We start from the raw sequence: 18,523 nt of genomic DNA on the forward strand, positions 1-18,523 counted from the left end.
CCCCCGAAATCTGCTGCTATCTCTAGTTTTTAATTGATTTCGAAGGGTTTTATTTAACTACTTTAGGCGGATTTACCAGTGGAGGCGCTCCCTTAAAGCGCAGTAAACGTAACGCATTAAGAGTAACGAGCACTGTTGCTCCAGCATCAGCTAGAACCGCAATCCATAGTCCAGTAATGCCGAATACGGTCGTGATCAGAAAGACGCCTTTGAGACCCAAAGCGAAAATGACGTTCTGATGAATGTTGCGCATGGTGGCACGTGAAAGTGCGATGAGATGAGCCATATCCGTAACACGACTTTTTAATAATGCGATATCGGCCGTCTCAATGGCCACATCGGTACCACCACCCATCGCGATGCCAACATCGGCAGTTGCTAGCGCTGGCGCATCGTTAATACCATCACCAACCATCGCTATTTTGCGGTTGTTCTTCATCTCGTTAAGCAGGCGCAGTTTGTCCTCAGGCAACAGCTCAGCTTCCCATTCCACGTCTAAATTACTGGCAAGTGCTTGAGCGGTTAAGCGGTTGTCGCCTGTTAGCATGACGGAGCGCACACCCATCGCTTTGAGCTGAGCCACACCTTCATGAGCGTCGTCTCGTAATTCGTCTCTTAGCGCGATTAATCCAAGCACTTCACGGTTTTGCTCATCGAAAAGAACAGAGACGGTCTTACCCTCATTTTGCAGCGCCTCAATTTGCGCCTGTTGTGTGGATGAAATCAATGCCTCATCGGCTGCGTAAACAGGCGAACCGATAGCTAGCGCGCGCTCCGCGACAGTTGCGTGTACCGCTTTACCCGCAGTAGCAGAAGCTTTGGAAGCCACAGGTATAACAACTTTAGCGGCTTCAGCATGGCTGACAATGGCTTCAGCAAGTGGGTGACTAGAACCAGTCTCCACACTGGCAAAAAGTGCCAATATCTCATCTTGACCTTGAGAATTCTGACCTTGAATACTTGAGTCCTCTTGTGTAAAGGCAACAACATCGGTCACGCGTGGTTTGCCTTCAGTTAAAGTGCCTGTCTTGTCAAAAGCGACCGTCTTCACTTGGCCGATAGTTTCTAAAGCACTACCGCCTTTGATCAGCAAGCCACGGCGCGCACCAACAGCAAGACCAGAGGCGATGGCAGCGGGTGTTGATAGTACAAGAGCACAGGGACAGGCAATCAGCAACAGTGCTAGACCGCGATACAACCAAGTCGACCAATCTCCACCCATGGCTAACGGTGGAATGATAATAATTAGTGCGGCAATAGCCATCACTGCCGGTGTGTAATAGCGACTGAATTTCTCAATAAAACGGGCAGTGGGTGCTTTGGAGGCTTGGGCTTGCTCTACCAGCTCAATAATGCGCGAAATGGTGTTATCGGCGGCTGTCTTTTCTACGCGCACTTGGAGCACACCATCGATGTTAATTGACCCTGCAAATACATTGTCACCCATCGTCTTGGCAACAGGAACAGACTCTCCCGTCACGGGCGAATCATCAAGGCTGGACGCACCTTGAACAATGGAACCATCAGCAGATACCCTATCTCCAGGACGCACCAGCACAAGGTCATTCACTTGTAATGAAGTCGCTGGAACGTTACGCTGCCCACCTTGAGCATCAAGTAAAATTGCACTTTTCGGAACCAGCGATGATAAGGCTCTGATGCCAGCGCGAGCGCGATCAGCAGCGATACTCTCAAACAGTTCACCGATTGAGAACAAAAAGACAACTGCTGCGGCCTCTTCAGCTTCACCAATGATAAGTGCGCCAAGCACGGCGACGGACATCAGCGTTTCAATTGAAAAGAATGAACCTGTTTTAGCCAGTGCTAAGGCTTTGCGCGCAAATGGAAAAACGCCTACAATCACAGCGATGGCAAACACCCATATCCCATAAGCGGGCAACAGTAGTGACAGTGCATAAGCGCTGCCCATCAAAATACCGAGGCCAACAACCTGTTTGCCTTTTTGAGTTTGCCACCATTGCTTATCCTGCGGAGCCATCTGATTGTCGCTGTCAATATCAATAGCCGATACAGTTTGTTGACCAGTATTGGCAGAGATGCCGAACCCTAGGCTTTTGATTGTTTTTTCGATATCACTAGCCTGAGTCGGCGCACCAGGGGCTAAATTTAGCTCTAGCGTTTCTGTAGCGAAATTCAGCTGAACATCAGAAACCCCAGGCATACGTTTCAAAGCTGTTTCAATCTTGCCGATGCAACTGGCACAGTCCATACCTTCAATATGATATTTCATAATAATTTACCCTTTGAATAATGATATTATGAACCCTATAGTGGCTTTAGAGTCAAGGTTATTTATCTACAGTTTCGTAATTTTAATTTCTCTAGCGCTAGTCTTTACAGCCACTTTAATTATTTAAATCATAGAGGTTGTTATGACAATCAAAATTGGTGAGCTCGCTAAACGCACAGGTGCCACAGTAGAAACCATTCGCTATTATGAAAAAGAGCGTTTATTACCCGAGCCTTTTCGTAGCGAAGGGAATTATCGTTTATATAATGAAGAGCACATTGAGCGTCTACAATTTATCCTACATTGCCGTACGCTCGATATGGCTTTAGATGATGTGCGAATCTTACTTGAATACTGGGAGTCGCCTGACAAGGACTGCGGCGATGTGAATAACTTGCTAGATGAGCACATTCATGCTGTGGAAATACGAATGGAAGAACTGATGCACTTAAAGCATCACTTGACCGTTTTGCGCCAGAAATGTGCAAGTAGTGCACCAGCGTCATCATGTGGCATTTTAAACGCGCTTGTCGATAACTCCTGTCATGAGTAATGATATCAGTAGTGTTCATTTCTGACGGATCAAATCATGAAAGGTTAAATACGCCCTGATGTTAAGCACAAAAAAACCCAGCAATGATATTAAGATCACTACTGGGTTGGAGGAAATAACAACTATGTTGTGCTGACTTAGAAAGTCTTATTTATCATTCATAGCAAGGTAGATATTACGATCTGATGCGGATGCGTCATCCACGTATTTTGAATCGCGCCATGTCGTATAAGCATAGACACCACTGTATGGGCTGATGCTGTTCTGACGGAAATCAGAAATCCAATTTTCGCCATCAAATATTTGGATATGGCCATGCGGGCGCTTTGATGAGCGATCATAGACAATAACATCACCTACTTGGGTTGGCATATCATTACTGATTTTGCTAAAACCTGCTTTATCAAGCGTGCCACGAGTGGCGTACTGATAGGCTGAAGGATTGGGTGTAAATTCATAACCAGCTGATTGTAGTGCTTTACGTACGTAACGGGCACAATATCCAGAGCTGCCAGATAAAGCCACTTTTGAGGCGCGAGCAGCAGCGATAGCGGGGGCTGAATTGCTGTCAGGAACCTTATTGACTTGCTGCTGTTGTTTTTCAGCGTATAAGCGGCTGTTTAATGATGAAAGCTGATTCTCTTTTTGCTTGGCCTGCGCACTTAGGTTGCTAATTGCTTGACTAATTTCATCATTATTAGAAACATAAGCACCACTTTTGGTGCTATAGATGTTTTTTGATGAACCGTAGTTTGATGCCACAGAAGTATTGGTGATGGTATTATTTGTTTGAGAGATTGTGATAGCAGCACCACTCGTTTGTGCTATGCCCATACCCAGTACTGACAAAATCAATAAAGCCTGTTTCATAAATCTAATACCTACGGTTAATTCAAAATCGTCTGTTATCAACAACAGCGCAGTCAATTAAATCTCAATAACTCAAGTATATATATGTCATAGTGACTGATACTTCTGCTGCATATTATTCATATAAAAAATGATTATTGGCGATCACAGCTCATTGAAGTCTTACGAAGCTGTTACAAATCAAGCTGCTGACCAAAACACAAAGCCGACTTTAGCATAGGCTGTTTAGCCTGTCATCCCCCTTAAAAACCCCAAAAATACTTTTTTGATGTCGAAAAAATTGCTAATATCCCACATTTTACAATGTAAGTTTGTGTAACATGTACAGAATATAGCTGACTAGATTGACCACAATTTCTACTGTTTTATAAGCAAAAAAACGTCTGAGGGTTAAATCTATAATTTAGATTTAACCCTCAGACGTTTTTCTATTGGATGAAGTAATTACCCTATATAGGGTCTAACTAATTATTAAGATAATATAATAATTTATAATATTAATATAGATGTTAATTCCCTACTGGCTTATGTAATATTACGTAATTGTTTCGATACATCCTGTATATTCTTGTATTAACCCTTAGTTATTTATCTATTTTAAGGGTTAATAACCGATAAATCCGCTTACATTGTCATCAAAAGTTACAAATTCAAAGTTATTTTTAATTTTAAAGTCGCAATAGCTAATGAATTTTTTGATGAAGAATCATTTTATAAGCAATAGAACAGTCTTATACTTGCTTCATTCGCTTTTAACGCTAACACTATAATCAAAGTATTCTTAACTGCTAACACACTATAATTGCTGCTCTACCGATTCAATATCAGCATAAACTTGGGTCGTCCCGTCTTTATTGAGTTGCATAACCTGATAGGGCATGAATTTATTTTGATACTCCATACCCGGGCTACCAACAGGCATGCCAGGTACGGCAAGACCCATAGCTTGTACTGGCGGATTTTCTAAAAACTGCGCCATATATTTAGCGGGTACATGACCTTCAAAGACGTAACCATCAGTAGTGACTACAGTATGGCAAGAACGCATTTCATTTGGAACGCTGTAGCGCTCTTTAAATACGGCTAAGTCCGCAACATCTTGCGCGGTTGCACTTAGACCATTATCTTCTGCATGACTTATCCATTCTTTACAGCAGCCGCAATTGGCATCTTTATAGACAGTGGCTGAGACGTTTTTTAGTAGGTCTGGTTTACTTACTGATGTCATCATAGGAGTATTTATAACGTTTGGTTCAGCTGTCTTCGGAACAGTCACTACATCTTCAGTTGATGCCGATGTTGTGCTTGCATCAGATACGCCACTACTCGGTTGGCTACAAGCAAATAGTGATGAGGCGGCAAGTAATACTAACGTACTACGCAACCCCTTAGACAGATAACGATTGAATATAAGACTGGATTTTATTTTTAAGGGGGTCATAGTGCTCTCTCATGTACTGTAGATATTGTGAGCTATAGAAGGTCAAGTAACACTTCATATCGTTTGGTAATGTAGCATAATAACCCATCAAACGGAGTACGTAAATTTATCCATTGAGCAGTGCGGACTGGTATCATAAGCAGTTTTCATTTTGAAATGCTGCCTGTAGTATTAACAGGTCTATCCGAGTTTTGGATTTTGACTAAAAATTCAAAACTCATAATTTTGGATAATTTGCGATGCGCCTGTCTACTATTAATCTACAAAAGCGTTTGAGTACTCACTCAAATCAATTACCGCTATGGTTTACGCTAGTAGCAGCATGGCTTGCAGGGGCTATTTTTTTATTTGCGCTAGCGCCTCATGGGTTCTGGCCGCTAGCAATAGTGTCACCAGCGATTTTATATGCGCTGTTGGTACCAAATATGAGTGGTCGTCGCGCTTTTATTATCGGTGAAGCTTACGGTATGGGGCTATGGTGCGTCGGCGGCTTTTGGCTCTATACTGCCATCCATGATTATAGCGATACTCCAACGTGGCTCGCATTGATTATGATTGGATTGATGGGTCTCGGTATGGGACTGTTTCATGGATTTTTAGCACTAGTCTTTAACCGTATGGTAGGCAAACAACCCTTTTCATTTGCTGCTCTTTGGGTGCTACAAGAATGGTTAAAAACTTGGTTATTCACAGGCTTTCCGTGGCTGTTTGTTGGTTATGCATTTACTGAAGAGTATTGGTTATCGTCCTTAGCACCCGTTGCTGGTGTTTTTGCCGTCTCTTTTGTTGCCATACTATTGGCTGCAAGTTTAGTAGAGCTACTGCTTCGACGCAGTAGTTATGCCGTCGTTTCTGTACTGTTATTAGCCATTAGCACATCATTATGGCTGGTCAATCCGCAATGGACAAAACCTAAGGGCACACCTGATCTGTCAGTGTCATTGATTCAAGGTAATATTTCACAAGATATAAAGTGGCTGACGCAATATCAAGTAGAAACGCTAAAGATTTATGCGAAGTTAACGCGCACTGAGTGGGGACGTGATGTGGTGGTGTGGCCTGAATCATCTATTCCGATGTTTCAGGATGAGGCTGCGGGCTTTATTAGTGAAATGATAGAAATGGCCAATGCGACCAATACGACATGGATAACTGGTATCCCTTATAAGGATAAAGCGGCATTCAATGCCAGTACGGATAAGTATCCCCCATTTTACAATAGCGTGATTGCTCGAGGTGTAGAAGCGGAAGGCCTATACAAGAAGCAGCGTCTAGTGCCTTTTGGAGAGTATATTCCATTTGAAGGCGTGCTCGATATTTTCCCAAGTTTGGCCGGTAGTCAGGATATTAAGAGCTATAGTCGTGGTAGTGATCAGCAGTCACCGCTAAAGGTGCGTGAACACAATATAGGGACGGCTATCTGTTATGAGGTAGCTTATCCAGATACCACGCGTAAAAATGCCATCGATACTGACTTTTTGTTGACCGTCTCTAACGATGCCTGGTTTGGCACTTCAGCAGGACCATTGCAACATTTGCAAATGGTACAAATGCGCGCGCTTGAGAACGGGCGCTGGTTTATTCGAGCGACCAATACTGGTGTTACCGCTATCATTAACCATAAAGGTCGTATTGTAAAACGCGCACCGCAGTTTGAGCGTACTGTACTACGTGGTGAGATACAGGCACGGGTTGGTAACACGCCCTTTATGCTTATGGGAAATTATCCTATCTTGATAATAATAACCCTGTTATTACTAATAAGCTATTTTGGCAAAGGTCTAACCACACTTAGAAGACGAGGGTAATAGTAAACTTAATCATAATAATTTAATCAGCGTAAGTTTTTTATTTTTTCTAGGTAACGTCCTAACGCACGTAAATATAAAAGTTTTAAACTATTGATCACATAAGAACTGATTGAAAAAATTATGTTGACATAAGGCACGCGCCTCATACTTAAAAAGAGATAGCTATATACGGTCTATCATCTTTTAGTTGATACTTTCATTTAATGCACGCGATTTTTGATTGTCATCTGCCTTAGTACCAAATTCAATAGTTGCATGTTGTATATTCTGATGCGCCAAATCTTCCTTGATGTTTTCTTTCATAGTAATAGTCTCTTCAAACGTTATATCGGTCTTCGGTACAATATGAACTGTAAGAGCATTCTCAGTGGTACTCAAAGCCCAGATATGTAAATGATGAAAGTTTTGAATAAAATTATAGCTCTCTAAGATAGCAGTGATTTTACTGAGATCAACATTTTGAGGTACTCCGTCGATAGCAAGCTTGATACTCTCTTTTAGTAGACCCCAAGTCGATAACAGTATAACGACTGAAATAATCAAGCTAACTAGAGGATCAACGATATTCCAACTTGTATAGTAAATAATAATGCCCGAGATAACGACACCTACAGAGACCAATGCATCTACCATTAGATGCAAGAAAGCACCTTTGACATTAATATCGTCTTTTTGACCTTTGTAGAATGCAAAAGCAGAAACAGTATTTATAAATACACCTATTAGAGCTGTAATAATAATAACTTTTCCTGCAACTTCCGGTATCGTATCAAATCGACCCAAGGCCTCATACGCAATACCTATAACGATTGTAACTAACAATATGGCGTTAATAAGAGACGCCATTATAGAAGCTTTTTTGTAGCCATAGGTATAAAGCGTAGTAGATGCTTTCTGTGCTAATTTCATTCCAATTAACGAGATTATTAAACTGGCAACATCACTTAAGTTGTGGCTAGCGTCTGCGATTAAAGCTAATGAATTAGTTGAGTAGCCCACTATAAACTCGATGAGCGTAAATGCAGAATTTAGACCAATCCCAATATAAAAAGCTTTATTCATATTTTTAGGGTCTGGAGCTTGATGACTGTGGTTATCTGAATTACTCATAATTTACCCTTGTTTAGGTTGCTGCATTTTATTAAAGGTAGAAAATAAGTTTATTGCATATTTTCTATATTGCACAGTCAATATTGCTCTAATACCGTAGACCCACTTATTTTTATCAATAAACTGAGCCACAACTTGATTGTGTGTCCTATCTCTCCTTGGGCGAAAAAAGCGGATTTTACTGTAATCTAACTGGCTTACGTAAGCTTCTTGTTCTCATGTTCAAGCTCTTTAGTATGTGTAGCTTAGTCTTGAATGTTGGTTAGTATAGTTTCATTAGTGTGCTTTTTATGACATGACCACATAAAGGTGTAATCGTTTAATGCTTCAATCAGCATACGAACGGCGCGTTCTTTAATCTCAGGAGTGTAGGTTTGTCTTTTCATTATCGTATTCTCTCAGAAAGATGATTTACCGCTTCTTAACAGCGCGTGTAAAACCTTGCATCTGACGACTAAGCCGGTCTTCATAGTAAACTATCCCAGTATTGTCAGAAACTTAACGTCTTGTGAGGATGTACTAAGTGCTAACTTCAAAATAATTGAAATGCTTACGCTAAATGACGACAAGAAAAGCCTAAGCAATCTAACGAAGAATCAGATATTAAAAACCTAATCTGTATGACAAATAAAAAAATGCCTCTGGGAGTTGACTCCCAGAGGCATTTAGTTTTAAATGTAGATAACGGTTACAGTGTGTTGACGCACCCTGTAACGAACAAATAAGCACACAGACTGCGTTATTTGAACAGCATTAAATGCCCGTATAGGTGCATTTTATCCAAAATCTGCTTTCATATCAACTCTATTTGCTATACATTTTAAAAACTGCTTGTTCGCTCGTTACATTTTCGTGCTGCTCTCTCTGTACCCGTTACCCGTCAAATGGGTGGCAGGCCTCGGTGACGACTGCGTTTGACATAAGGGTGAGCTCCCTACAGGGGTGACTAGACAAAGGATCAGAGCAACGCAATGAGTGGTTACTTGTGCATATCGTAGCGGTATATTGGGCGAACGCCCTTGCTAGCGTATGACAGCACAGTAGCGGTTATGAGCGTGTCTAGGCGGTGCTATCAGCCGTAATCATAACAGCCGTAGCTTGATACAGTGATACGGTCTTGATGACGCGATGGGCGATGAAGTCGGCATGACTAATCACATCAAATTCAAGGAATGCACTAAAGTGTTTGTGAGTATTTTTATTATACTCATAATTGCTTTAGGGTGAGTGTTCCTTGAAATCTGCTCAAGGCTCCAAAATCAGCATAAATTCACTTAGGCTAATTTAAGTAGTATATAGCCCACTAGGCTATATACTATGAGAGTTCAGAGAAAAATTTAGAATATTTATTATACAACCATCATTTATTCAGTGAGTCGATATTGTCATGGTGGATTCATAAGCTTAGTGTGAATAGAACGGGATTGACTTATTTATTGTTAATTGTCTCTCGCATCTTTTCAATCTCTGCAGTCAATGAGCTACTCTTTTCCTGTTCTGATTGATAGTTAATTGAAAGCTCATCATACTGCTCACTCAATGCAGTGTGCTCAGTACTAAGCAAAGTTCTCTCATGATTTAACGTGTCGTGTTGCTTAATCAGTAGCTGATGATCTGCTTCAATCTTAGCTTGCTTTTGAGTAAGCTGCTCATTAATCCCTGATAACTTATCACGTTCAGCGATTATGGCCTTTAACTCTCCTTTCACTTCTGCTGTAAGATTCGTTATCTCGTTGCGCTCAATAACGACTGTCTTTAGCTCATCCTTAGTTGCTGTCAGTTCTGTTTGCAGACGCGCGATCTCTGCTTTATCGCTATTAGCAGTGGCTTCAAGCGTGGCCACCTTCGATATGTTGGCACTCAGCTCTTTTGATTGCTGATCAAAACTGCTACGCAGGTCACCAAGTTGGGCCTGAGCTGCCACTGTTTTAGCTCGTTCAAGTTCTAGCTGGTGCTGAGTATCGCTGAGTGTCTGTGTCAGCACATCCCGTTCAGCAGTCACTTGAGCCGCGGTGATAGCCGTTGCCTCTGCAGTTGCTGTGACCTCATCGAGCTGTTCTAACAAATCAGCCTGCTCACTCTCTAGGGTCTTAACCGCTTCTTGAGCCTCATCTGTCTCAGCTTGCGACTTGGCCTTAATACTCTCTAGAGCCTCCCGTTCTTTAACCAGACGATCATTGGCAATATCAATGGCCGTCTGCCACATATCCGCACCAAGCGTTTGTAAGCGTTCAGTGATACCACTTGGTAGCTCAACCTGTCTTAGCTGCTCTTCTTGTTGGTTATCCTGACGCCAAGACTTCATAGCTTCACTGATGGTCGTGAATGATCCACCACCCAGCGCCTTACGCACTTCGGCTAAAGTAGGTTTGATACCTTGTTCGTGCAGTTGATCAGCAATAGCATGAATTTGCTGTGTAGTAATGGCCATAATTATTGTCCTTAATTTTGTATGAGTAAATATGTAGCGTTTGTAGTATTTTTTATATAGTATAATACAATATACAACATACTACAATATAAGGCTTAAAAAAACCTCAAGTAATCTTGAGGTCACAATCATTAGATTAGGGCTAACGATCAGTTAAGTACTCTTCTAGCGCATTACTATCATTTATTAATGATTAGCGCCTGTTTGCTTGGTTTTATCCTTAAATTTGGCAATGATACTGGCCTCAGTAAAGAACGCTTATGGTTTAATACTGCCACGGCTAACACCTGACCAGTCGGTGACTTCTGGAATGTCTGATAGATCAATGTCGTCATCATTAAGCGTTGCTAAATGCTCTAAATCTACTTGTTGCTTGGCCGTTAGTGGTGGTAGCTCGTCTATTTGATAACTAACTTTGTTCACACTGGCTCCCTTTCATTTTTTTGACACGTCTAGCTGAGATAATGCGTATAACCTCACCATTATCTATTTCTGTTTGCGTATGGGCTACCAATAGGACGGCGGTACCGTCTACTGTACCCAGCGCTTGCCACTGCTTTTCATCATTTTCATACCTGTCTTGCTGACGCAGGCATAAAAGGTCTAGAAAAACTCGGGCGGCTGCCTCAAATAATAAACGGTGCTTACGCTGATTGGTGTTTTTTTTGTTCATCCCATTCAAATCTAATACTTATCTGTTCTCTCTGTCAGTATGCTCTTTATAGATTAGCAATTCATCTTGACTGACAGCTGTTACTTTCTGGTATTCAAAAGATAGCGGTACTTGATTGGTTTGCGCCACTTGGGTCAAGAACAATTTAATCGCTTGAGACGGCGTTAGACCATAGCTTTCAAACACGGCAAAAGCATTTTCTTTTAGCTCTTGATCGAGCCTGATATTATAATTAGTTGTCGTCATGGCATTACAAATGGCTTATCTGTGTACATATAATATAAACCATTTGTATAGACAGTACCAGATTAATCACTCTTTTTTCTTTGCTATGATTTTTGCTTAGGGAACGTATAACCTACCGCCAGCAAATGCTTTTTATGGGTCTTTAAAAAAGCTTCATCTCTTAATTGAGTGTGTAACCAGCTGATCACTTCTTGGGTACTTTTTCCTGAAGGCGCATAGCTACCAAATGGGGCATAGTTAGCCAATAGAGGCGCAAAACGGTCGATCTGTTTGACTGTTAAGGATGGTATATCTCTATTCTCATTATTCTGATTTAAGTCCTCCAGACTTTTTTTCTTGGTGGGCTTAGCTTTTACATTAAATTTTAGTCCTGTGACGGTACGACCACGTTTGACGTTTTCATAGGTGATTTTAATATCTGACTTTTCTGTTATTTCTTCAACGCTTGGGTTGATGACTCGACTTTTTAGGTTGTTAATACGTTCGTAAGATTTAGAAAGAGCTAGCTCCTCTCTAATTTCTTCAAGTGACATTGTCCACGAGCTCATTGCCTCATGTTTTTTGGCCAGATGGTATATATCTATTGAATATTCACCCTTCAGTTTAAGTACATCTTCTTTTTTATATTTAGTGAATGGATTATTTTCATCAAAAACCTTCAACATCAGTAGCACTTCATCTGTAAAACATAGAGACACATAGCCATCTTCATATATTGATCTGATGACCCACTGTACATTGACACGGCTACCGCGTTCATTTCTATAGCTAAAAAATCGCCTCATCATCGTTTCACTAGCATCTTTTAATTGAGTATAAGCAGAATCCACTTGAATGTTGCAAGCCTCTGCAAATGCTTTCGCGGTTATCTCTATAGTGTCTTTTTCAGTGGCATCTATCAAACGCACTACTGAACTAGCAAGCAACAGCAACCGTTTTTCATCAAGTGTCATTTCATAAAACGCTTGTAGAATACGATTTTGCATAACAACCCAATTTGCAGGGTATTTCTTCTCATATAAACCAACTTGGTTAGTCATATCTACGCCTTAATACTCAAATCTATCTAATTGTAGCATAATACCTGCTGATTGTAGCTTTTAACCTAGCTGATTGTAGCTTTTAACCTAGCTGATTGTAGCATTAACCTAGCTGATTGTAGCTTTATAGATCTTGAAGCCCTTAACTGGTAAGGTCTGAGAGCTTCCTAAAAGTCTTTAAAAATCTTTAAAAGTAAAAAATATGTTTTTATATTAAATAATAGGAAAAAAGCTCAAGAACTGACGGATTTGAGATGATAATATGAGCGACCAATCACTTATAGAACTGTTCAGTAGCTCAAAACGCTATGGTCAATTTACTCGGTATCAATCTTTATTCTCATAGTTCGGATTAAGCTTTGATCTTTGAAAATCTTCAAAAGCACGGTCAAAGATATTTTGAATGTCTTCATCTGTCATTCTGGCCAACGCTGTTTTCATACTCTCAGTATCAGTCTCATTTTTTGTAGATAACTTGTCTTCATTTTCAATAGTCATTATCGACACCTCTGTAAACACATCTTAAAGCATTGCTAAAACGCATAAAAAATACTCTTATATGCGTTCTACGCTCTGTTCGATACGATGGTAGCTAAAGCTATTTTAAAACGCTTAAAACAGCTAAAAATCGTCTTCTAGCATTTCGCTAATTAGAAGACGATTCAGTTGTACTGATGAATAGGCTATTGCTAACAGTAACAGTTATTGAGCTGCTGAATCGTCATCAAACAATGAACCGTACTCACTATCTTGATTGTCTTCATGTGAAGTAAAACTGCTTGATACCATCTTAGCCTCACCTTGCATCTTATGAGCAATTGACTTTAAAAACTCACGGTGCTTTTTCAAACGGACATATTTTTCATTATCGTGTGCATCTAAAAAAATAGCTTGCAGTTCATGATTGTCATCATCGTCTAATGCGTTGGCCAACCACTCCCCCAATATTTTATGTGCTTCAAGCCTGTCCTGATCAATCTCTTTTTTAAGAGCCTGTAATTGCTTAATCTTATTTGCAAATAAATCATCTGATATTACTGACATTACCTCATCCTTTTTTTAGCCAACTATGATAGAGTTGATCCTAGCAGTACATATACAGGTATGCAAGGTAGTAAAATACACAAGACCACTTCGTTTCGTGGGCGCAGTAGTATTTTAACCCTCTGTTAAGAGCGAACTTAGGAGTTTATGTAAAAAAGGCCCACAAGGGGCGCTATTTTTTTTACATAAACTCCGTCGTCCGGCAGGGGGCGAACCCCCTACAACCCCCAAAAAATCATCACTCAATATTGGGTTTTTTTGCTATGAATAATAAAGGTTTTCATCTGTCGGTTAGCGCCGTTAGTAAGGCGAAAAATCATAGCGTGGTGGCAAAGTCGGCTTATAATTCTGGCTCAAAACTGGTTGATGGGCAGTCAGGAGTCGTCCACGATTATACCAGTAAAGCTAAAGATAAAATCTTAAACTTAGTGGACAGTGATGGCACTAAATATACGCAAGTTATTGAGAAAAATGTGGTGCATATGGCGTTGATAACGCCAACTCTTGCTGGGGATCTAGCAGTGACACGTGAGGGTTTTTGGAATGATATCGAACGCATTGAGACTCGTAAAAACGCGCAATTGGGTACTGAGATTGATGTGATGTTTCCTGATGGGATCACCGCTGATCAGCGTATAGTTCTGGCCGAGCGCTACGCTCAAACCTTATCTGATCGTTATAACGTGCTTGTCGATGTGGCCATTCATCGGCCCCACAGTCACGAGAAACATGTGGGGGAGGTTGAAGTGGTTGAGCTGACCAGTCGTAATTTTCATGCCCATATTTTACTCTCAAGCCGTGAGATAGTAGCGGATGTTGAGGGTTATGCTTTATCAGCACGCAAGAATTGGCTGCAGTGGTCAACGGAGGAGCGTTTATCTAAGGGGTTAAACGGGCGCGGCGATGAGCTTAAATATCAACGCACCCTTTGGGCGGATATGGCCAATAAGCTACTGCCTGAGAATAAAACCATTAGTGAGAAATCCTACCGTGAGCTGGGCATCAGTCTTTTACCAAAAATGAAACTGGGCAAGTCATTGTATAAGGATATTCTCAAAGGCAATCGTTCAGTGATTCATGAGTACAACGAGACGATTGATGAGATCAATGCTTACATTGAAAAAAATGGTCTGGTAATTGAGTATGACGACAAGGGACGTATTGACCTAGAAAGCAATGAGCAAGAGGTTAACGGCGTCACAGTACATTATAAAAAGCGTAAGCCCTTTGCGCGAATTGAGCTCAGTAATATCCGCTTTGTAGATCCTGCCGCTGAACTTGAACCCGCTATCCCTAAAAATAACAGTCAGACGCATAGTGATGTGGCCAATGATCACGCACTTGATGAGCTTTTAGCAATTTCAGCCGACTTTGTGAGTCAAAAAAAGATGGTACGCAGCGCCTTATTTTCAACCATTGATGCGCTGTATGAAGAGTTAGCGCTTCAGTCTAAACAGATTATTACCATTGATAAAAACATTAAGAGTACCCAGCGGTTCACCAAGGAGGTGGGACAGGATTTTAGCGAGCCCCGCCAAAAAATGATTGAGCTTGCCCGGAAAATACATACGAAAGAGCAAAGCGAGGCACTAAAGACGGCTTTAGCGTCGGTTGATCAGTTTAGACAAGATGACACCCTACAAACAGGCCGCGCTGTTAGCCGCCTTGAAGAGCAGCTGTCACAGATTGATAAAACGGTGCTGAACAATAAAGCGGTTTTAAAAAATCTTATTCCCCTTAACAATCGAGTTATTGATGATCATAAGGCGCTAAAGGCCACCTTAAAACCGTTTGCCGCAACGCTGAATAAGCTGGCTACTGACTTTAAAGCGCTTGATGAGATTGATATTGAAAAAACTGAGCTGCAGCGGCACTGGCGGGAGACGTTTGAGGATTTGCAGGCGATCGAGATAACGAGCAACCTTGACACCTATCATAAGTTCGCGGCACTGGCAGATCTTGATGTTGAGCGTTTTAAAGCGCTTGAGCAAGAGCGTGAGGCGCTGCGTGCTCTTAAAGCGGTAGAGATAGATGATACCGCTGAGGCACGTTTGAAGATGCTTGTATCTGATGTAAAGACATTTAAAACCGCCAATAATGAAGACATCAAACAATTAAAGCTGCAAATCAATACCAGTCAAAAAACCTATCAGCGCCTATCGCCGTTTTATGAGCAGCGTATTGCCCTTCTTGATCAAAGTGAAGCGGTGATTGTGCAAGATGATGACTTATACGATGAGATTACCCGTACCAAGACCACTCAATTGAACGCAGATCGGCTTGATGACTGGCGCAACCGTACGATGAGGCTTCAGTACCAGCTCAACAAAGCACATGAGCAAGCAGAGCTTAAGAAAAAGGCTGAGCGTGCACGAGAGGAAGCAGAGAAGCGGCGGCAAGAAAAACAACAAAAAGAGCAAGATGCTACTGCCCTTGCGCGTACCCGACAGGCAGAAGTCAAGGCGTATCAGAGCAGGTTTGATAATATGCTGGTACGGGTTAAAGACCGTATTGATAAGATCGACTTTAAAGCGATTGATACTACTGCCACTGTGATAGAGGTGGCTGAAAAGTTAGCTGCTGAGGCCCTCGTTTTAAAAACGCTTCAGCATACTGATAACGTCACCGCGTTGCAAAAGCGTTTGCGAGACACGGATGCAGAACGGGTGACGATAGACAGAGATACATCGGTACAGACACTATTACAAGCGCTCGGCACGCTTCCTAGCGACCGTCATAAAATTGATACTATAAACGCGCTTAATGAGCGTTTTGAGCAGGTTCCTGACATCCGCGTGGGCACGCAAAATTTAGCGCAAATCTTGGCCGCACAAGTGCTGGATATAGACAAGGCTATTCAAGAAAAAGCGCGCCATTACTCGTCACCACGCCCATTTTAGTTGTGATGATTACAATAATGAGTACTTACTATGAATAAAAATGACCGCACTGAGCAAGACATACACGATCAACTTGTTAACCTAGTGACTTCATTGACTCCGGTCATTGGGGCCTTGCGTGAGCTGATTAAGCGAGCCGATGATGCGGTAGCGAGGCGGCTTGAGCGTTCGCTTAGCGGTATTGATAGCAAGGTGAATGAGGTGTCTTCTGCCATTGAAGAATTAGGTAGTAGCGCAAGCACGACTTCGCAGGCATTGAGTCAGTATCAAGAACTCGTGTTAAAGCAGCTACAAGCGGCAGTGACTGCTTTTACTGACAATGATATGCCGCGTCGTTATGATGACAAAATAGCAGGCATCATCACCGATATGAAACAGCAGATTGATACGGCTGTAGAGTCGGTCGTCACTGCTAAAAACGACAGCATAGAGGTACAAGTGAGTACCATGCAAGCGGTGGCTGACAAGCTTGGCGCAGGCGCTGACAATCTAGCCCTATTCACCAATCAGTACCAAGCTGGTCATAAGCAGATTATTGAAGATATTGAGACCTTTGAGACCACCACCAAAACGCGGATTGAACAGGTTGAGGGTAGAGCTAGTAAAGACTTGGACAAAATTCATAAGTCCATTGAGACTATGAGTATTAAAAGGATTGCAGCCGCTGTCGCAGCGGGTACGATGGCTGTGATAATAAGTTTGGTGGCCCTGGTATTTTGGTATGTGCCAAGCTTTGATGAGATTGCAGAGATGAGATACCAGCAAGCAGAGCTACAGCGCGGCATCGATGAGCTTGAAACGGGGTGGAAGCAGGCATTTGATAACGCTCAAAGTCAGCAGATTATTTTGGCTTGTGATGTTAATGAAGCGCAGCCTGATGCAATCAGCTGGTGCGTTAGAGCAGACAGTAAAAGTGTTTTGAGAGATGAGAGAGGCTTTGTTTATTATAAAATAGCTGGGGTGCCGCGTGCAGAGCCGACTGAGTAAAGGCATATGGTAATAGTAAGCCATATTGCCCAAAAGTGCGTCTTCTGAGACATATAAGACTGAAAAAAGCTTGTTTGATTGTCGTTATCTTTGTCTATATCAAAAAGCCAGATAATGACACTTTATCTGGCTTTAAGGGTTATTGTTTCTTGTTAAACAAGTTGTCTGTAAATATAAGCTAAAGCCATTACGCTGCTTGGTCAGTGTGAGCTGTGACCAACTCTATAAAAGCAGTTTCAAGGGTGCTTAACGCATGATCGTCAACGATAAGACCGTCATCTAGCTGTCGTTGCACCCAGACATAAACCGCTTCATCATTATAAAGAATGGGGTCAACACCAAGTAGGGTTGCCAGCTGTACGCCTTGCTGTATTTGTAAGCTTAATAACAGCTGAGAGGCTAACGTTTTAGTCTGTTCACTAAACCATGTGCAGCTATTGAGCCGAGATAGATTGTTATTCATTGGTATTCTCCTATAGACCATTATATACATATAATAAATAAAATGACTTACTACAGGTCAAATTATACCTATATTTTAATCTATTGCAAGAGAAAATAACCTTCTGTAGGTCTTTTTATTCGTTTAAAGACAATCACAGCTCATGACAACGTTATTTATGCTGGTGACTCACTGCTGTCCTCATTTATGATTTCGTATAAATCACCAACATTGATTCTAAGATAAGTACATAAAGACTCGATGACATCTAGATCAACGCGGGTGGCTTCTTCATGATACATGCGAGTAATGGTGCCACGATTGATGCCAGTATCTCTTGAGATATCGGCAATTTTAAGGCGTCTTTCACCCATGATGGTCGATAAGTGACACTTCACCATAGTGGTTCCCTCATTCATATTAGTGGTTTTTGATTGGTGAGCGGATTATAACGAATATGAGCGGCTAAAGTATTGCTTTTAGTAGCTCATATTGATACTTGATAGCTACACTTTATATGTTAGCAGTCAGTTTACTGGGGCATCTCAGTCTTTGACAAATTTATGCAGTTTTATGAATATTATTCACATAGAAATTCAGTCGATATCAAAGATATAGTTATTTTTTAAAAATGTTGCTATTCATCTAACTATTGAGTAAAGTCTTAATAATACTCAAATACTCAAATACTCAAATACTCAAATACTCAAATACTCAAATACTC

Annotated in this window: 18 protein-coding genes; 4 read left to right on the forward strand and 14 right to left on the reverse strand. The window is 41.4% G+C overall.

Annotated features, from left to right (window positions below; translation table 11 throughout):
• Window positions 1-49: 49 nt before the first annotated feature.
• Window positions 50-2,251, reverse strand: a complete 2,202-nt coding sequence (locus JFC06_RS11595) for a heavy metal translocating P-type ATPase (protein WP_102083145.1) — start codon at window positions 2,249-2,251, stop codon at window positions 50-52.
• Window positions 2,252-2,393: 142 nt separating this feature from the next.
• On the opposite strand from JFC06_RS11595, the gene cadR reads away from it, so the two are divergent.
• Entirely contained in the window at window positions 2,394-2,804 is a 411-nt protein-coding gene (cadR, locus tag JFC06_RS11600) for a Cd(II)/Pb(II)-responsive transcriptional regulator (protein WP_007394845.1), read from the forward strand.
• 147 nt (window positions 2,805-2,951) lie between these two features.
• Here the strand turns inward: cadR and JFC06_RS11605 are convergent, their stop codons facing one another.
• Both JFC06_RS11605 and JFC06_RS11610 read right to left on the reverse strand, forming a co-directional pair.
• Window positions 2,952-3,674, reverse strand: a complete 723-nt coding sequence (locus tag JFC06_RS11605) for a CHAP domain-containing protein (RefSeq protein WP_057758750.1) — start codon at window positions 3,672-3,674, stop codon at window positions 2,952-2,954.
• 796 nt (window positions 3,675-4,470) lie between these two features.
• Window positions 4,471-5,115 carry a DUF411 domain-containing protein gene (locus JFC06_RS11610; protein WP_082787298.1) on the reverse strand — a complete coding sequence of 215 codons (645 nt, stop codon included), beginning with the start codon at window positions 5,113-5,115 and terminating at the stop codon, window positions 4,471-4,473.
• 239 nt (window positions 5,116-5,354) lie between these two features.
• Between JFC06_RS11610 and lnt the strand changes: the two genes are divergently transcribed.
• Window positions 5,355-6,923, forward strand: coding sequence for an apolipoprotein N-acyltransferase (lnt, locus tag JFC06_RS11615; protein ID WP_068039556.1), 1,569 nt, complete (start codon window positions 5,355-5,357; stop codon window positions 6,921-6,923).
• A 186-nt stretch (window positions 6,924-7,109) separates the two neighbouring features.
• Here lnt and JFC06_RS11620 read toward each other — a convergent pair whose 3' ends face one another.
• From JFC06_RS11620 to JFC06_RS11655, 9 genes are all read right to left on the reverse strand, one after another.
• A complete protein-coding gene (locus tag JFC06_RS11620) occupies window positions 7,110-8,036 on the reverse strand; it encodes a cation diffusion facilitator family transporter (protein ID WP_114701933.1) in 927 nt (308 codons plus the stop codon).
• 245 nt (window positions 8,037-8,281) lie between these two features.
• Window positions 8,282-8,422, reverse strand: a complete 141-nt coding sequence (locus tag JFC06_RS12290; protein WP_156410079.1) for a hypothetical protein — start codon at window positions 8,420-8,422, stop codon at window positions 8,282-8,284.
• 1,043 nt (window positions 8,423-9,465) lie between these two features.
• The gene (locus JFC06_RS11625; protein WP_114701934.1) at window positions 9,466-10,467 is read right to left on the reverse strand and encodes a DNA-binding protein; all 1,002 of its coding nucleotides are present in this window, start codon (window positions 10,465-10,467) and stop codon (window positions 9,466-9,468) included.
• Window positions 10,468-10,725: 258 nt separating this feature from the next.
• Window positions 10,726-10,890, reverse strand: coding sequence for a hypothetical protein (locus JFC06_RS11630; protein WP_156410068.1), 165 nt, complete (start codon window positions 10,888-10,890; stop codon window positions 10,726-10,728).
• Window positions 10,877-11,140: a BrnT family toxin gene (locus JFC06_RS11635; RefSeq protein ID WP_226949371.1), complete on the reverse strand. Its 264-nt coding sequence runs from the start codon at window positions 11,138-11,140 to the stop codon at window positions 10,877-10,879. The genes JFC06_RS11630 and JFC06_RS11635 overlap by 14 nt, the downstream gene beginning before the upstream one ends.
• Before the next feature lie 18 nt (window positions 11,141-11,158).
• A complete protein-coding gene (locus tag JFC06_RS11640; RefSeq protein ID WP_114701935.1) occupies window positions 11,159-11,386 on the reverse strand; it encodes a type II toxin-antitoxin system RelB/DinJ family antitoxin in 228 nt (75 codons plus the stop codon).
• An 83-nt stretch (window positions 11,387-11,469) separates the two neighbouring features.
• Entirely contained in the window at window positions 11,470-12,426 is a 957-nt protein-coding gene (locus tag JFC06_RS11645; RefSeq protein ID WP_058368520.1) for a replication initiation protein, read from the reverse strand.
• Window positions 12,427-12,753: 327 nt separating this feature from the next.
• Window positions 12,754-12,924, reverse strand: coding sequence for a hypothetical protein (locus JFC06_RS11650; protein ID WP_162799535.1), 171 nt, complete (start codon window positions 12,922-12,924; stop codon window positions 12,754-12,756).
• Between the two features lie 204 nt (window positions 12,925-13,128).
• On the reverse strand, window positions 13,129-13,470 hold the full coding sequence (locus tag JFC06_RS11655) for a hypothetical protein (protein ID WP_114701936.1): 342 nt from the start codon (window positions 13,468-13,470) through the stop codon (window positions 13,129-13,131).
• Window positions 13,471-13,733: 263 nt separating this feature from the next.
• Between JFC06_RS11655 and JFC06_RS11660 the strand changes: the two genes are divergently transcribed.
• Window positions 13,734-16,370: a MobA/MobL family protein gene (locus JFC06_RS11660; RefSeq protein ID WP_114701937.1), complete on the forward strand. Its 2,637-nt coding sequence runs from the start codon at window positions 13,734-13,736 to the stop codon at window positions 16,368-16,370.
• A gap of 30 nt (window positions 16,371-16,400) precedes the next feature.
• Complete coding sequence (locus JFC06_RS11665) at window positions 16,401-17,357, forward strand: hypothetical protein (RefSeq protein WP_114701938.1); 957 nt, start codon at window positions 16,401-16,403, stop codon at window positions 17,355-17,357.
• A 187-nt stretch (window positions 17,358-17,544) separates the two neighbouring features.
• Here JFC06_RS11665 and JFC06_RS11670 read toward each other — a convergent pair whose 3' ends face one another.
• Window positions 17,545-17,820 (reverse strand): hypothetical protein, encoded by a 276-nt coding sequence (locus JFC06_RS11670; protein ID WP_095570655.1) that lies wholly within the window; start codon window positions 17,818-17,820, stop codon window positions 17,545-17,547.
• 155 nt (window positions 17,821-17,975) lie between these two features.
• On the reverse strand, window positions 17,976-18,200 hold the full coding sequence (locus JFC06_RS11675) for a helix-turn-helix domain-containing protein (protein ID WP_057758779.1): 225 nt from the start codon (window positions 18,198-18,200) through the stop codon (window positions 17,976-17,978).
• Window positions 18,201-18,523 lie beyond the last annotated feature (323 nt).

The organism is Psychrobacter namhaensis (assembly GCF_016107545.1).
Classification (GTDB): Bacteria; Pseudomonadota; Gammaproteobacteria; order Pseudomonadales; family Moraxellaceae; genus Psychrobacter; species Psychrobacter namhaensis.

What these genes read in the sequence shown, in the direction of transcription:
- JFC06_RS11635 (WP_226949371.1), bottom strand. Translation starts at nt 11,140, where the DNA reads ATGAACAAAAAAAACACCAATCAGCGTAAGCACCGTTTATTATTTGAG.
- JFC06_RS11640 (WP_114701935.1), bottom strand. Translation starts at nt 11,386, where the DNA reads ATGACGACAACTAATTATAATATCAGGCTCGATCAAGAGCTAAAAGAA.
- JFC06_RS11670 (WP_095570655.1), bottom strand. Translation starts at nt 17,820, where the DNA reads ATGAATAACAATCTATCTCGGCTCAATAGCTGCACATGGTTTAGTGAA.
- JFC06_RS11610 (WP_082787298.1), bottom strand. Translation starts at nt 5,115, where the DNA reads ATGACCCCCTTAAAAATAAAATCCAGTCTTATATTCAATCGTTATCTG.
- lnt (WP_068039556.1), top strand. Translation starts at nt 5,355, where the DNA reads ATGCGCCTGTCTACTATTAATCTACAAAAGCGTTTGAGTACTCACTCA.
- JFC06_RS11675 (WP_057758779.1), bottom strand. Translation starts at nt 18,200, where the DNA reads ATGGTGAAGTGTCACTTATCGACCATCATGGGTGAAAGACGCCTTAAA.
- cadR (WP_007394845.1), top strand. Translation starts at nt 2,394, where the DNA reads ATGACAATCAAAATTGGTGAGCTCGCTAAACGCACAGGTGCCACAGTA.
- JFC06_RS11620 (WP_114701933.1), bottom strand. Translation starts at nt 8,036, where the DNA reads ATGAGTAATTCAGATAACCACAGTCATCAAGCTCCAGACCCTAAAAAT.
- JFC06_RS11605 (WP_057758750.1), bottom strand. Translation starts at nt 3,674, where the DNA reads ATGAAACAGGCTTTATTGATTTTGTCAGTACTGGGTATGGGCATAGCA.
- JFC06_RS11595 (WP_102083145.1), bottom strand. Translation starts at nt 2,251, where the DNA reads ATGAAATATCATATTGAAGGTATGGACTGTGCCAGTTGCATCGGCAAG.
- JFC06_RS11625 (WP_114701934.1), bottom strand. Translation starts at nt 10,467, where the DNA reads ATGGCCATTACTACACAGCAAATTCATGCTATTGCTGATCAACTGCAC.
- JFC06_RS12290 (WP_156410079.1), bottom strand. Translation starts at nt 8,422, where the DNA reads ATGAAAAGACAAACCTACACTCCTGAGATTAAAGAACGCGCCGTTCGT.
- JFC06_RS11650 (WP_162799535.1), bottom strand. Translation starts at nt 12,924, where the DNA reads ATGACTATTGAAAATGAAGACAAGTTATCTACAAAAAATGAGACTGAT.
- JFC06_RS11660 (WP_114701937.1), top strand. Translation starts at nt 13,734, where the DNA reads ATGAATAATAAAGGTTTTCATCTGTCGGTTAGCGCCGTTAGTAAGGCG.
- JFC06_RS11645 (WP_058368520.1), bottom strand. Translation starts at nt 12,426, where the DNA reads ATGACTAACCAAGTTGGTTTATATGAGAAGAAATACCCTGCAAATTGG.
- JFC06_RS11655 (WP_114701936.1), bottom strand. Translation starts at nt 13,470, where the DNA reads ATGTCAGTAATATCAGATGATTTATTTGCAAATAAGATTAAGCAATTA.
- JFC06_RS11665 (WP_114701938.1), top strand. Translation starts at nt 16,401, where the DNA reads ATGAATAAAAATGACCGCACTGAGCAAGACATACACGATCAACTTGTT.